The sequence below is a fragment of the Streptomyces saintjeani genome, from assembly GCF_055409605.1.
This window is the reverse complement of sequence record NZ_CP189624.1, coordinates 7,296,673-7,310,483: the sequence shown is the minus strand read 5'-3', so window position 1 is coordinate 7,310,483 and position 13,811 is coordinate 7,296,673. Positions and strand designations below refer to the sequence as shown.

Genomic DNA, 13,811 nt, shown 5'->3' with positions numbered 1-13,811 from the left:
ACCTCCCCCGGTAAACTACGGATCCCGCACCCGACACACACGAACCACCGAAGTGCGGTGCCACACCCGGGAGGCACCATGCGAGCGCACCGCCAGGAGAGCTGGGGGAGGAACCTCCTCAGCGGAACCGGCGTCATCATCGTCGGCCTCACCCTGACGATCGCGGCGCTGGCGTTCCCGCTCTGGTCGTACGCGGACCGCGGGGACACGGGCGGCGGCAGCCCGAGCCTCCTCAACGCCCAGACCGTGGCGACGCGGTACGGCCCGCTGTCCGCGCTGGACCGGGACTTCATCGAGAAGGTACGGCTCGCGGGCCTGTGGGAGATCCCGGCGGGCAGGCAGGCGCGGCAGAAGGGCACGACAACGGCCGTACGGACGGCGGGCGAGCACCTGGTGGAGGGCCACACGTTCCTGGACGAGCGGGTCCGCACGGTGGCGGCCCGCCTGAACCTCGCCCTCCCGGACCGCCCGACGGACCAGCAGCAGGGCTGGCTACGGGAGTTGGACGAGGCACAGGGCACGGGCTACGACTGGAAGTTCGCGAACGTCCTGCGGCTCGCGCACGGCAGGATCTTCTCGGTCGTCGCACAGGTCCGCGCGAGCACCCGCAATTCCCTGGTCCGTGACCTCGCGGACGACGCGAACGCGACGGTCCTGGACCACATCAAGGTCCTGGAGGCGACGGGGTACGTCGACTTCGACGCGCTGGCCCGCGACCTGGCGACGAACTCGCCGCCCCCGCTGACGGTTCCGGCCAACCCCTAGCCCTCAGGGGCCTCTTGGGCACCAGCGCCCCCAACTCCCGGTAAGCGGAACGTCACATACCCACAACGCTCCGTCCGTATCGTGAACAAAGCATGGCGGCACCACGGGAATCTGGCATAGAAACACGGCATGTTCTGGGTGCTTCTGCTGGTCCTGGCCTGGGCGGTCGCGGTCGCGGCGTGCACACGCCTGTGCCTGGCCGCCGTACGCGCGGCGGCCGTCGGGACAAGCGCGGCGCGCGCCGCCGAGTACACCACCCCGGCGCACGGCCTGACGCTGTACGAGGCGGCGTTCCTGTCGGGCGGCCCCGCCCGGGTCGCCGACCTGACGCTGGTGTCGATGGCCAGCGACCACCGCCTGCTGCTCGCGCACACCGGCTGGGCGACCGTCGTCGACCCGCGCGGCCGGGACGAGATGGAGCGCTCGGTGCTGGGCGCGATCGGCCCGGAGGGCCAGTCCCCGATAGCGCCGGTGCGGGCCCGCGCGGCGACCGGCGACGCCGTACGGGGCCTCGCGGACCGTCTGGTGAGCGCGGGCCTCGCGATGCCGGACGGGGCGCGGACGACGGTGGCGGCGGGCCTGCGCGGGGTCCGCGCCGCCGCGACGGCCGTCCTCGTCCTGGGCGCGCTGGCGCTGCTGCTGCCCGCGCCGGACGTCCCGCACGCCCTGGTGGCGCTCTGGTTCGCGCTCCCCCTGGCGCTGACGCTGAGCTGCCTGGCGATGGCCCGCGTGGAGATCCCGCCGTACACCCGCTGGGCCTCCCCGGCGGGCCTGCGCCTGCTGGACGCGCTGGCCCAGGACCGCACGTACCTCACCTCGGTCGCCGTGCACGGCATCCGCGCACTGGACGAACCGAACCTGCGGGCGGCGTTCACGCGCGGGCCGCATCCCTGGCACGAGTAACCCCGGTGGGGGGGCGCACGGAGGCATTGGCGCCGACACCCGCGCCGGTGCTTGCCTTCCGCCGTACCCGGCCTCAAACATCCCTTTTGTCGCCGCCGTGCACCGAAGGGACCCCGATGCGAGCCGCCGCCCTCCACTCGGCCGCAGGAGCCCTGCTCCTGACCGCCCTCGTCGCAGCCCCGGCGGGAGGCGCCCCCGGAACCGTCCCGGGCTCCCCTGCGACCCCCGGCTCTCCAGAGCTACGCGGCATCACCCTCGCCGCGGCCCGCGCCGCCGCGAAGGGCCTCTCCTTCGGCGCCTGCCCCGGCGCGGAGGACCTCCCCGGCGCCATGAAGTGCGCGACCGTGGAGGTACCCCTGGACTACGCCCGCCCCGACGGCCCCCGTATCCCCCTGACGGTCAGCCGCGTCGAGGCGACCCACCGCGACCCCGGCAACAGCAAGCGCCGTGTCCCCCGTCAGGGTGCCCTGGTCTACAACCCGGGCGGCCCCGGCGGCTCGGGCCTGTACTTCCCGCTGATCGGCCTGGTCCCGGAGTGGAAGCGGATCGCCGCCGCGTACGACCTGGTCGGCTACGACCCGCGCGGGGTGGGCCGTTCGGCGCCGCTGTCCTGCCAGGACCCGAAGAACTTCGTCAAGGCCCCGTCGATGTCGCCGGCGCACCCCTCGGAGTCGTACAAACGCGAACGCGTCGCCCAGGCACGCGCGTACGCGCGGGGGTGCGCCGACCGCTCGGGCGAGGCCCTGCGCCACTACCACTCGCTGAACAACGCCCGTGACCTGGAGGTCGTCCGCGCGGCGCTCGGCGAGAAGGGCCTGACGTTCATGGGCGCGTCGTACGGCACGTACTTCGGCGCCCTGTACGCGTCGATGTTCCCGGGCCACGTCCGCCGCATGGTGTTCGACTCGGTCGTGAACCCCGACCCGGCGCAGATCTGGTACCGCGACAACCTCGGCCAGTCCCTGGCGTTCGAGAGCCGCTGGACGGACGTCCGCGAGTGGATCGCGCGGCACGACGACGTGTACGGCCTCGGCGACACCCCGGACGCGGTCCTGCGCAGCTACGAGCGCGCCCGCGCGCAGCTCGCGGCGCAGCCGGCGGGCGGGGTCGTCGGGCCCGGGCAGTTGCAGCGGGCGTTCCTCCAGGCCGCGTACTACGACGACTACTGGCCGCACCGCGCGCGGGCGCTGTCGGAGTACCTGAAGGGCAGGCCGCAGCAGCTGATCGGGCAGGCGGGCCCGGTGCGGGAGTTCGCGGCGGAGGCAGAGAACGCGAACGCCGTCTACACGGCCGTGGAGTGCAACGACGCGCCCTGGCCGACGAGTTGGCGGACCTGGGACCGGGACAACACGCGGATCGCGCGGGTCGCGCCGTTCGAGACGTGGGACAACGCGTGGTCGAACCTGCCGTGCGCGTTCTGGACGGCCCCCCGCCAGCGCCCGCTGGACGTCCGTACGGCCCCCGGCGAGCTGCCGCCGACGCTCATCCTGGCCGCCGAGCGGGACGCGGCGACGCCGTACGAGGGGGCGCTGGAGCTGCGGCGCAGGCTCGCGGGGTCGGTGCTGGTGACCGAGCGGGACGCGGGCAGCCACGGCATCGGCGGGGCGTCGAACGCGTGCGTCAACCGGCATCTGGAGGCGTACCTGCTGGAGGGCCGCCTCCCGGGCCGCCGGGCGGCGTGCGCGCCGCACGCCGAGCCGAAGCCGACGGACCGCGTACGCGCGGCGGCCCGCCGGCTGCGCTGAGGCTTTACGCCAGACCGGCGACCAGTTCGCTCACGGACTTGCGGCGGCCCGTGTAGAACGGGACCTCCTCGCGGACGTACATCCGCGCCTCGGAGGCGCGCAGGTGACGCATGAGGTCGACGATGCGGTACAGCTCGTCGGCCTCGAAGGCGAGGAGCCACTCGTAGTCGCCCAGCGAGAACGAGGCGACCGTGTTGGCGCGCACGTCCGGGTAGCCGCGGGCCATCTTGCCGTGGTCGGCGAGCATGCGGCGGCGGTCCTCGTCGGGCAGCAGGTACCAGTCGTAGGAGCGCACGAAGGGGTACACGCTGACGTAGTCGCGGGGGGTCTCGTCGGCGAGGAACGCGGGGATGTGCGAGCGGTTGAACTCGGCGGGGCGGTGCAGCGCCATGTTCGACCACACCGGCGTGAGCGCGCGGCCCAGCTTCGTGCGGCGGAAGAGGTTGTACGCCTCCTGGAGCTGGTCGCTGGTCTCCGCGTGCCACCAGATCATCAGGTCGGCGTCGGCGCGCAGGCCGGACACGTCGTAGGTGCCGCGCACGGTGACGTCCTTGGCCGCGAGCTGGTCGAACAGCTCCTGGACCTCGTCGGCGTAGCCCGCGCGGTCCTCGGGGAGGACGTCCTTCAGCTGGAAGACGGACCACAGGGTGTAGCGGATGACCTCGTTGAGGTCCTTGGCCAGCTTGCCCTTGTTGGGGATCCTGCCGGGCTCGGTGGTGGGGGCGTTCTCGCTCATGCCTGTCATTCTCCCGCTCCCCCGTGCAGGCTCTGCACCGGGTTCGCCGCCAGCTCCCGTACGGCGTTCAGGTCGCCGCCGATCTGGTCGACGGCCGCGTTCGCGCCGGCGATGCAGGCGGGGATGCCGACGCCGTCGTACTGCGCGCCGCAGACCGCGAGGCCCGGGAGCTTGGCGACGTGTTCGCGGATGCGGGCCACGCGCGCGTGGTGGCCGACGGGGTACTGCGGGAGGCCGTCGGTCCAGCGGATCACGCGGGTCTCCAGCGGGGTCGCGTCGAGGCCGGTCGCCTCGCGCAGGTCGTGGCGGGAGACGTCGGTGAGGGCGGCGTCGTCGCGCTGGAGGATCTCCGTCTCGCCGTAGCGGCCGAGCGAGGTGCGCAGGACCAGGACGTCCGGGTCCTCGTCGGCGACCCAGGCCCATTTCCGGGAGGAGAACGTCGACGCCTTGATGCTGTGCCCGTCGACCGGCGGGACGAGGAACCCGCTGCCCGCCGGCAGGTCGGCGTCCGCGCGCCGGTAGGCGAGGGTGACCAGGGCCATGGACGCGTACTCGATCGCGCGCAGTTCGGCGGCGGCCCCGGGGGACTCGACGGCGAGGAGTCCGGCGGCGACGGGCGCGGGTACGGCGACGACGACGGCGTCCGCGCGCAGCTCGCGGTCCCCGGCGACGACCCGCCACCCGTCCGCGTCCCGGCGCAGCTCCCGCGCGGGCGTGCCGGTGAGGATCTCGCCCCCGCGCGCGCGGACGGCGTCGGCGACCGCGAGCGGCAGGCTCCCGATGCCGCCCTCGATGCCGGTGAACACCGGGCCCGTCTGCTGGCCCGCGGCCATCTTGGCCTGGAGTTCGCGCACGCCCTCGGTGAGCGAGGTGTGGGCCTTGGCGATCTGGAAGAGCTGCGGGACGGCCGCGCGCATCGAGATCCGGTACGCGTCGCCCGCGTACACCCCGCCCAGCATGGGTTCGACGAGCCGGTCGACGACCTCGCGCCCGAGCCGCTCGGCGACGTACTCGCCGACCGCGACGTCCTCGCCGACCTCCGTGCGCGGCAGCTCGCTGTCCCGGCCGATGCGCGCGAGGCCCTCCTCGGAGAGGACGCCCGCGAGGGCCTCGGCGGCGCCGGGGACGCCCATGACGTGGCCCTTGGGCATCGGGCGCAGGGCGCCCCGGGTCCAGATCGAGGCGATGGCCGTGGCGGGCGGCTGGAGGCGGTCCGCGAGGCCCACCTCGCGCGCGAGGGCGATGCCCTCGGGGCGGCGGGCGAGCATGGACTCGGCGCCGAAGTCGGTGCGCACGCCCGCGATCTCGCCCGGCAGGAGCTTGCCGCCGACCCTGTCCGCCGCGTCGAGCACGGTCACCCGCGCCCCGCGCTCCAGCAGCCGGTGGGCCGCGGCCAGACCCGCGATCCCGGCTCCGATGACGACGACCCGCCCTGTACCGCCCGTACCTGCTGCGCTCATGGATCCAGCCTCTCAGACCCGACTGACAACGCTTCCCTCGCGGTGTGGCCGGGGCGCGTCCCGAACGTGACCTCTTCGGAACCCGGATACGCCAACGTCGAAGCGGGTCCGCGCGTCGAAGGAACGTCCGTCGACGCGACGCGTCTTCACACCACTCGGGGGGATCTCCACATGCCCGCACGCAGATCCGCACACGTCCTGGCCGCGTTCCTCGCGGCCGTCGCCCTCACGCTCGCCGGGTGCGGCGCCGGCGACGACTCCGGTTCGGCGACCCAGGCCAAGCAGGACAAGTCCGCCGCCAAGGAAGGCGCCGTCAAAGAGGAGGCCGGCGCCGCGCCCGGGACCTCCGGTTCGGGCCCGTCCGGCGCCAAGGCGTCCACGCCGCCCAGGGCCGCCGTCACCCACGTCATCCGCACCGCCACCGTCAGCGTCCAGGTCAAGGACGTCGCCAAGGCCCTGGACGCCGCCCGTACGGCCGCCGTGAACGCGGGCGGCTACGTCGGCGACGAGACCACCACCCGCGACGAGGACGACGCGGAGCACACGGAGGTCGTCCTGCGCGTCCCCGTGGAGCGCTACGACGCCGTCCTCGCGGACCTCCAGGGGGCCGGGAAGCTCCTGGAGCGGACGTCGAAGGCCGAGGACGTCACCGACCAGGTCGTGGACGTCGCGAGCCGCGTCCAGTCGCAGCGGGCGAGCGTCGCGCGCGTGCGCGAGCTGATGGACCGGGCGACGTCCCTCAGCGACGTCGTCAGCCTGGAGGGCGAGCTGAGCCGCCGTCAGGCGGACCTGGAGTCGCTGCTGGCCCAGCAGGCGTCGTTGAAGGACCGTACGAGCCTGGCGACGATCACCCTGACGCTGTCCCGGACGCCCCCGAAGGAGCCCGCGAAGGCCGACGACGACCCCGGCGTCCTGGACGCCCTCTCCGGCGGCTGGGACGCGTTCGTGACGGCGCTGCGCTGGATCGTGGTCGTCCTCGCGGCGATGCTGCCGTTCCTGCTGGCGGCGGCCTTCCTGGTGGTCGTGTGGTGGCGGGTGCTCCGGCCCCGGCGTGCTCCCCGCCCGGCGGTCGCGGCTTCGGCGTTCGTCCCCGGCTTCCCGCAGGCGGGCCCCGGCACCGCTCCCGCCCCGGAGCGGCCCGAGGCGAGCGGGGACGGCAAGGAGAGCGAGGAGAGCTAGCGGCCTTGAGCAGCCGTCACCCGTAGCGTGGGCGTATGAGCAACAGCGCACGGCACCGGCTGGTCGTGATCGGCGGGGACGCCGCGGGCATGTCCGCGGCGTCCCAGGCCCGGCGGGCGCAGTCCCCCGGCGAACTGGAGATCGTCGCCTTCGAGCGCGGCCACTTCACCTCGTACTCGGCGTGCGGCATCCCGTACTGGGTCGGTGGCGACGTCCAAGACCGCGACGACCTCATCGCGCGCACCCCTCAGGAGCACCGCGCGCGGGACATCGATCTGCGCCTGCGCACGGAGGTCACCGAGATCGACGTCCCCGGCCGACGCGTGCGCGCGCGGGACGTCGATTCCGGCGCCGAGTCCTGGACGCCGTACGACCGTCTCGTGATCGCGACCGGCGCGCGCCCGGTGCGGCCGGACATCCCCGGCATCGGCGCGCGGGGCGTGCACGGGGTGCAGACCCTGGACGACGGCCAGGCGCTGATCGACACGCTCGCCCGCGCGCGGGGGCGCCGTGCGGTGGTCGTCGGCGCCGGGTACATCGGCGTCGAGATGGCGGAGGCGCTGGTCAACCGAGGTTTCGAGGTGACGGTCGTCAACCGGGGCCGCGAGCCGATGTCGACGCTCGACCCGGACATGGGCCGCCTGGTGCACCGGGCGATGGAGGGGCTCGGCATCACGATGGTCAACGACGCCGAGGTGACCGCTCTGCGCGCGGACGCGGAGGGCCGGGTGAGCGCGGTGGTCACGGGCGACGCCGAGTTCCCGGCGGACGTCGTCGTCCTGGGCATCGGGGTCCGCCCGGAGACGTCCCTCGCGCGGGCGGCGGGGCTGCCGCTGGGCGAGCACGGCGGGCTGCTGACGGACGACCGCATGCGCGTGCGCGGGCACGAGGACGTGTGGGCGGGCGGCGACTGCGTGGAGGTCTGGGACCTGGTCTCGGGGCGGGAGCGGTACGTCCCGCTGGGCACGCACGCCAACAAGCACGGGCAGATCATCGGGACCAACGTCACGGGTGGCGACGCGGTGTTCCCGGGGGTCGTCGGGACGGCCGTCAGCAAGGTGTGCGACCTGGAGATCGCCCGGACCGGGCTGCGCGAGAAGGACGCCACGCGCGCGGGGCTGTCGTACGAGACCGTCACGATCGAGTCGACGTCCCGTGCGGGCTACTACCCGGGCGCGGCGCCCCTCACGGTCAAGATGCTCGCGCAGCGTCTGAGCGGCCGTCTGCTGGGCGTTCAGATCGTCGGTGGGGAGGGCGCCGCCAAGCGGGTCGACATCGCCGCTGTGGCGCTCACAGCGGCCATGACGGTGCGTCGGATGACGACCCTGGACCTGGGCTACGCGCCGCCGTTCAGCCCGGTGTGGGATCCGGTGCTGGTGGCGGCGCGCAAGGCGGCCCAGAAGGTGGCCGGTTAGGCGGTGCCGGTGAGGCGCGGGAGGGCGGAGACGGCCGCCGCCTGCTCGACGGGCTTCGCGTGGGTGGCGGGGGCCTGGCGGGTGCGCAGGCGGTGGCTCACCGCCTCGTCGAGGGTCACGGGCCTGCCGGTCTGGGCGGCGAGGCGCCCGGCCTCCTGGCCGAGCCGGGCCACGTCCTCCCAGGGGATCCGGATCACGAGAGAGAGTTCGGCCTCGCCGTCGGGCAGCGCCTGCATGGAGGGGGTCACTCGGTCGTTCATCGCTGTTCCTCACGTCGTCCCCGCGAAGCGCCTTCCCCACGCCGCGGGCGGTTGCCGGTTCATACGCACGCGCGCCGGGCGGCGTTCACCGGTTCGCGCGGCTCATCGCGGGAAGTAGTCCCTCGTGGTCATCCCCGTCCATGACGTGAACCCTGTGCGCCGTACGCCCGTGGTGACGTACGCGCTGATCGCAGCGAACGTGCTCGTCTTCCTGTGGATGCCGGGCCTGGCCGGTTCGGTGAAGGGCGACAGCACCCTGGTGCAGACGTGCCATCTGCACGCCTTCCTCGAACAGTGGGCGGCCGTCCCGCGCGAGCTGATCCACCAGCGGATGCCGACGCTGGTGGCGACCGGCGACGTCCGCGCGGGCGGGTGCCTGATCGGTCCGCCGGACTACGACAAGTCGCCCGTGCTGAGCGTGTTCACGGCGATGTTCCTGCACGGCGGGTGGCTGCACCTGCTGGGCAACATGCTGTTCCTGCTGATCTTCGGCAACAACATCGAGGACCGTATGGGGCACGTGCGGTTCGCGCTGTTCTACGTGATCTGCGGCTACGCGGCGTCCTACGGCTTCGCCCTCCTCAACGCCGACTCCACGGACCCCCTGATCGGCGCCTCGGGGGCCATCGCGGGTGTCCTGGGCGCCTATCTGGTGCTGTATCCGAGGGCCCGCGTGTGGGTGCTGGTGCCGTTCCTGGTGTTCCTGCCGCTGCGCCTGCCCGCGTGGCTGGTGCTGGGCTTCTGGTTCGGGCTCCAGGCGTTCTACTCGGCCGGCGAGGGCGTCTCCTCGGCGGGGACGGTGGCCTACGCGGCGCACGTCGTCGGATTCGTGGCCGGCATGCTGCTGGCCTGGCCGCTCAAGCGCAACACGATCCCGCCGCCGGAACCGCGCGGCCTGCTGTTCGGCAGGCGCGCACGGCCCCGGCACTCCTGGTGACGCCCTAGCGCGCCGTCTGCGTGTGGACGTACTCCGCGAGCCGCGTGAGCGCGTCCGGGTCGGTCTTCGGCATCACGCCGTGCCCGAGGTTGAAGACGTGGCCCTCCAGGCCCGCGGCGGCGTCGAGGACCTCGCGCGCCTTGGTCTCGACGACCTCGGGGCCCGCGAACAGGACCGTCGGGTCGAAGTTGCCCTGGAGCGCCTTGCCGGGGCCGATCCGGCGGGCGGCCTCGTCGAGCGGGACGCGCCAGTCGACGCCCACCACGTCCGCCCCGGCCTCGCCCATGAGGCCGAGGAGTTCGCCGGTGCCGACGCCGAAGTGGATGCGCGGGACGCCGTACCCGGCGACCGCGTCGAAGACCTTCGCCGAGGCACTCATGACCGAGCGCCGGTAGTCGGCCGGGGAGAGCGCGCCGGCCCAGGAGTCGAAGAGCTGCACGGCGGAGGCGCCCGCCTCGATCTGCACCTTCAGGAACGCGGCCGTGATGTCGGCGAGGCGGTCGAGGAGGTCGGCCCAGAGCTCGGGGTCGCCGTACATCATCGCCTTGGCGTTCTCGTACGTGCGCGAGGGGCCGCCCTCGACGAGGTAGCTGGCGAGCGTGAAGGGGGCGCCGGCGAAGCCGATCAGGGGGGTCGCGCCGAGTTCGGCGGTGAGCAGGCCGACCGCCTCGGTGACGTACGAGACGTCGTCGGGGGTGAGGTCGCGCAGCTGCGCGAGGTCCTCGCGGGTGCGGATCGGCTTCTCGACGACGGGGCCGACGCCCGGCTTGATGTCGAGGTCGACGCCGATGGCCTTGAGCGGGACGACGATGTCGCTGTAGTAGATCGCCGCGTCCACGTTGTGCCTGCGGACCGGCTGGAGGGTGATCTCCGCGACCAGTTCGGGGCGGGTGCAGGACTCCAGCATCGGGATGCCCGCGCGCACCTTGTGGTACTCGGGGAGCGAACGGCCGGCCTGCCGCATGAACCACACCGGGGTGTGCGGCACGGGCTCGCGCCTGCACGCCTTCAGGAAGGGGCTGTCGTACGTCGCTGTCGGCGGGCGGCCCGCGGGGCTCTCGTTCGCACTCACGACGGCAAGTCTCGCACGCCCCTGTGACACTCCCTCCCCCGCCGTGTTCGCCGGGGTTCGCCGGGGTTCGCCGAGCGCGTGGGCGTGCGCTCGGGTGTCTTGCCCTGCGCGAAGGTCCCGTTCCCCTTACTCTTCCCCGCATGGCTGCGGCTCAGGGACGACTGTCGGACGGCGCGGGGATGGACGACGCGAACGGGGGTGAGCGGGAGGCCCCGGCGGCCTTCCTGGCTGCCGTGGAGGCACTGCGGGCGGCGCGCGTGCGCCCCCAGATCGAGATGGAGCCGACACCGGCGCCGCAGCGGCTCGCGCCGTACGCGTACGCGCTGGAGGCGACCGTCGTGGACGGCGACCAGGATCTCGCGGACGGGCGCCTGGTCCTGCTGCACGACCCCGAGGGCCACGACGCGTGGCGCGGGACGTTCCGGCTGGTGACGCTGGTGCGGGCGGAGCTGGAGCCGGAGATGGCGGTGGACCCGCTGCTGCCGGACGTGTGCTGGTCGTGGCTGACGGGCGCGCTCCAGGCGCGCGGGCTGACGTACGGCGAGGCGAGCGGCACCGTCACGCGCGCGGGGTCGCACTACTTCGGCGGCCTGTCCGAGCGTCCGGCGACCTCGCAGATCGAGATCCGGGCCTCCTGGACGCCCCGTACCGGCCTGGGCGGAGTGCCGGACGCGGCGGCGCACCTGGCGTCCTGGTGCGATCTCCTGGCGCAGGTGGCGGGGCTTCCGCCGGCCGGTCCCGGGGACGCCTCCGTGGTCACGCTGCCCCAGCGTCGCGGGCCGCAGTCACGCTGATCCAGCCGCGCCTCCCCCGTTCGGGCGCATCTTGGTCATCCTTTTGTCGATACGGCCACTTTCCATCACCCATGCGCACCCGAGCGAACCGACTCGATCTTCGGATGATCGATCGCGTGTCCGAATTGCACGGATTCTTGCTCACTAGATCGTGATCATTTTCTAAAGGACGCCGGGTTCGCTGCCGAAGACGACTGTGACCTTGAAAAGCACGGTTCGTCCCGGCATCGTCCCCACGAGCCCCCCACGAACCGGCTCCGCCCCACACCCAGGAGGCCCGGTGTCCGTTCTCCTTGAGCAACCCGCAAGCCTGGTCGCCTACCGCCCGAACAAGCCCACCGCGATGGTGGTCGTGGCCGACCCGCGCGTCCGCTCCACCGTCACCCGTCACCTCTGGGCGCTCGGTGTCCGCGACGTGATCGAAGCCTCGTCCATCGCGGAGGCTCGTCCTCGCATCGGCAACCCCCGCGACATCTGCGTCGCCGACGTCCACCTCCCCGACGGCTCCGGTCTCACCCTGCTCTCCGAGACCCGCGCCGCGGGCTGGCCCAACGGGCTCGCCCTGTCCGCCGCCGACGACATCGGCGCCGTCCGCAACGCACTCGCCGGCGGCGTCAAGGGGTACGTCGTCACCGGCACCCGGGCCGGCGTCGGCCTGCCCGGGCGGCCCGGCGCCGCCCCCATCGGCGCCTCGGCCGCGCGCATGCACCGCCGCCCTCCGGGTGCCCCGAGCCACCCGGGCGGCTACCGCGAGCTCTCCGGCCGCGAGGTGGAGGTGCTCCGGCTGGTCGCCGAGGGCCAGTCGAACAAGGCGATCGGCGTCTCGATGGGCCTGTCGGCCCTGACCGTCAAGAGCCACCTCGCCCGCATCGCCCGCAAGCTCGGCACGGGCGACCGCGCCGGAATGGTCGCGGTCGCGCTGCGGACCGGAATCATCCACTGACCCCCGTCCACCGTCCCTGACCCCCCGCGATCCATGCGGAACAAGGGACTCCGGCTGGTTTCACACAAAGAATTCAGGCGGAAGCAAACCCTCCGGACACCCCTCCGCAACCGTCCGTCCACGACCCGTCCCGACCGGGCCGGAGCCGTGCGTACGGCCGTCCGCACCGCAGCAGGAACCGTTTCTGCCGGTCGTCTCCACCGCACCCTCCACGGGTCGCACAGCTGACCGGTTTACGCCCCTCCCCCGCCCGTCGACGGAACGTTCCGTCGGCGGGCGGCCTTCTTGCATGGATACCCTTGACAGGTGACCGACGCCCAAGAAACCGCAGCAGCCAGTTCACTGCGAACCACCGGAGGCGCCCCTCCGGACGACGGCGGATCTACTGCTCCGGGGGCGCCGACTCCCTTGCTGGAACCCCGCGAGGGGATTCCGCCCGTGGTCGCCGACGAGGAAGCCCTCGCGGAGGTGATCGCCGCGTTCGCCGGCGGCAGCGGGCCCGTCGCCGTCGACGCGGAACGGGCCTCCGGTTACCGCTACGGGCAGCGGGCCTATCTCGTCCAGCTGCGCCGCGCCGGAGCCGGGACCGCGCTCATCGACCCCGTCGCCTGCCCCGACCTCTCCGCGCTCGGGGACGTCCTCGCCGACACGGAGTGGGTGCTCCACGCCGCGACCCAGGACCTGCCCTGCCTGCGCGAGATAGGCATGATCCCCACGCGGCTCTTCGACACCGAACTCGCCGGGCGGCTCGCCGGGTTCCCCCGGGTCGGGCTCGGCGCCATGGTCGAGAGCGTCCTCGGGTACGTGCTGGAGAAGGGGCACTCCGCCGTCGACTGGTCCACCCGTCCGCTGCCCGAACCCTGGCTGCGGTACGCCGCGCTCGACGTCGAACTCCTCGTCGACCTGCGGGACGCGCTGGAGAAGGAGCTCGACCGGCAGGGGAAGCTGGAGTGGGCCCGGGAGGAGTTCGCCGCGATCGCCGCTGCGCCGCCCGCTGAGCCGCGCAAGGACCCCTGGCGCCGAACGTCCGGGATGCACAAGGTGCGGCGGCGCCGGCAGCTCGCCGTCGTGCGGGAGCTGTGGCAGACGCGGGACCGGATCGCCCAGCGGCGGGACGTGTCGCCCGGGAAGGTGCTGGCGGACGCGGCGATCGTCGAAGCGGCCCTGGCCGTACCGGTCAATGTGCACGCCCTCGCGGCGCTGACCGGGTTCGGGCACCGTATGGGGCGCCGTCAGCTCGACCAGTGGCAGGCCGCCGTCGACCGTGCGCGTGCGCTGAGTGAGTCTCAGTTGCCCATGCCGGGGCAGCCCGTCACCGGGCCGCCTCCGCCGCGGGCCTGGGCCGACAAGGATCCTGCCGCCGCGGCTCGGCTGAGTGCGGCCCGTGCTCGGATCTCCACGCTGGCCGAGCAGTTGAACATGCCTCAGGAGAATCTGATCACGCCGGACACGGTGCGGCGGGTGTGCTGGGAGCCGCCGGCTGCCGCCGACGCGGAGGGGGTGGCGGGGGTGCTGGTTTCTCTCGGGGCTCGGCCGTGGCAGGTGGAGTTGGTGACGCCTGTGTTGGTTGAAGCGCTGGGAGTCGATGTCGCCTAGCCGCCG

The 13,811-nt window shown here is 73.3% G+C and carries 13 protein-coding genes; 9 read left to right on the top strand and 4 right to left on the bottom strand.

Features of this window, described 5'->3' with window-relative positions; genetic code table 11:
* Nucleotides 1-78 precede the first annotated feature (78 nt).
* From ACQCO7_RS33180 to ACQCO7_RS33170, 3 genes are all read left to right on the top strand, one after another.
* Nucleotides 79-765, top strand: a complete 687-nt coding sequence (locus ACQCO7_RS33180) for a DUF4142 domain-containing protein (RefSeq protein WP_464075248.1) — start codon at nucleotides 79-81, stop codon at nucleotides 763-765.
* A gap of 129 nt (nucleotides 766-894) precedes the next feature.
* Complete coding sequence (locus ACQCO7_RS33175; RefSeq protein ID WP_464075247.1) at nucleotides 895-1,668, top strand: TIGR04222 domain-containing membrane protein; 774 nt, start codon at nucleotides 895-897, stop codon at nucleotides 1,666-1,668.
* A 116-nt stretch (nucleotides 1,669-1,784) separates the two neighbouring features.
* Nucleotides 1,785-3,413: an alpha/beta hydrolase gene (locus ACQCO7_RS33170; RefSeq protein WP_464075246.1), complete on the top strand. Its 1,629-nt coding sequence runs from the start codon at nucleotides 1,785-1,787 to the stop codon at nucleotides 3,411-3,413.
* 4 nt (nucleotides 3,414-3,417) lie between these two features.
* On the opposite strand, the gene hemQ is transcribed toward ACQCO7_RS33170, so the two are convergent.
* Together hemQ and hemG are read right to left on the bottom strand one after the other, a co-directional pair.
* Nucleotides 3,418-4,149 (bottom strand): hydrogen peroxide-dependent heme synthase, encoded by a 732-nt coding sequence (gene hemQ, locus ACQCO7_RS33165; RefSeq protein WP_464075245.1) that lies wholly within the window; start codon nucleotides 4,147-4,149, stop codon nucleotides 3,418-3,420.
* 5 nt (nucleotides 4,150-4,154) lie between these two features.
* Entirely contained in the window at nucleotides 4,155-5,609 is a 1,455-nt protein-coding gene (gene hemG / locus ACQCO7_RS33160; RefSeq protein ID WP_464075244.1) for a protoporphyrinogen oxidase, read from the bottom strand.
* 171 nt (nucleotides 5,610-5,780) lie between these two features.
* Between hemG and ACQCO7_RS33155 the strand changes: the two genes are divergently transcribed.
* Together ACQCO7_RS33155 and ACQCO7_RS33150 are read left to right on the top strand one after the other, a co-directional pair.
* The gene (locus ACQCO7_RS33155; RefSeq protein ID WP_464075243.1) at nucleotides 5,781-6,788 is read left to right on the top strand and encodes a DUF4349 domain-containing protein; all 1,008 of its coding nucleotides are present in this window, start codon (nucleotides 5,781-5,783) and stop codon (nucleotides 6,786-6,788) included.
* 35 nt (nucleotides 6,789-6,823) lie between these two features.
* Complete coding sequence (locus ACQCO7_RS33150; RefSeq protein WP_464075242.1) at nucleotides 6,824-8,203, top strand: FAD-dependent oxidoreductase; 1,380 nt, start codon at nucleotides 6,824-6,826, stop codon at nucleotides 8,201-8,203.
* On the opposite strand, the gene ACQCO7_RS33145 is transcribed toward ACQCO7_RS33150, so the two are convergent.
* A complete protein-coding gene (locus ACQCO7_RS33145; protein ID WP_409114723.1) occupies nucleotides 8,200-8,463 on the bottom strand; it encodes a hypothetical protein in 264 nt (87 codons plus the stop codon). The two genes, ACQCO7_RS33150 and ACQCO7_RS33145, sit on opposite strands and share 4 nt — an antisense overlap.
* A gap of 124 nt (nucleotides 8,464-8,587) precedes the next feature.
* Between ACQCO7_RS33145 and ACQCO7_RS33140 the strand changes: the two genes are divergently transcribed.
* Nucleotides 8,588-9,400 carry a rhomboid family intramembrane serine protease gene (locus ACQCO7_RS33140; protein ID WP_464075241.1) on the top strand — a complete coding sequence of 271 codons (813 nt, stop codon included), beginning with the start codon at nucleotides 8,588-8,590 and terminating at the stop codon, nucleotides 9,398-9,400.
* Between the two features lie 4 nt (nucleotides 9,401-9,404).
* Here ACQCO7_RS33140 and hemE read toward each other — a convergent pair whose 3' ends face one another.
* Entirely contained in the window at nucleotides 9,405-10,472 is a 1,068-nt protein-coding gene (gene hemE / locus ACQCO7_RS33135; RefSeq protein WP_464075240.1) for a uroporphyrinogen decarboxylase, read from the bottom strand.
* Between the two features lie 140 nt (nucleotides 10,473-10,612).
* On the opposite strand from hemE, the gene ACQCO7_RS33130 reads away from it, so the two are divergent.
* The 3 genes from ACQCO7_RS33130 to ACQCO7_RS33120 all read left to right on the top strand — a co-directional run bounded on the left by ACQCO7_RS33130 (nucleotide 10,613) and on the right by ACQCO7_RS33120 (nucleotide 13,805).
* The gene (locus ACQCO7_RS33130) at nucleotides 10,613-11,266 is read left to right on the top strand and encodes a DUF3000 domain-containing protein (RefSeq protein WP_464075239.1); all 654 of its coding nucleotides are present in this window, start codon (nucleotides 10,613-10,615) and stop codon (nucleotides 11,264-11,266) included.
* Between the two features lie 280 nt (nucleotides 11,267-11,546).
* Nucleotides 11,547-12,209, top strand: coding sequence for a response regulator transcription factor (locus ACQCO7_RS33125; protein WP_050372116.1), 663 nt, complete (start codon nucleotides 11,547-11,549; stop codon nucleotides 12,207-12,209).
* Between the two features lie 306 nt (nucleotides 12,210-12,515).
* Entirely contained in the window at nucleotides 12,516-13,805 is a 1,290-nt protein-coding gene (locus tag ACQCO7_RS33120; RefSeq protein WP_464075238.1) for an HRDC domain-containing protein, read from the top strand.
* Nucleotides 13,806-13,811: the final 6 nt, after the last annotated feature.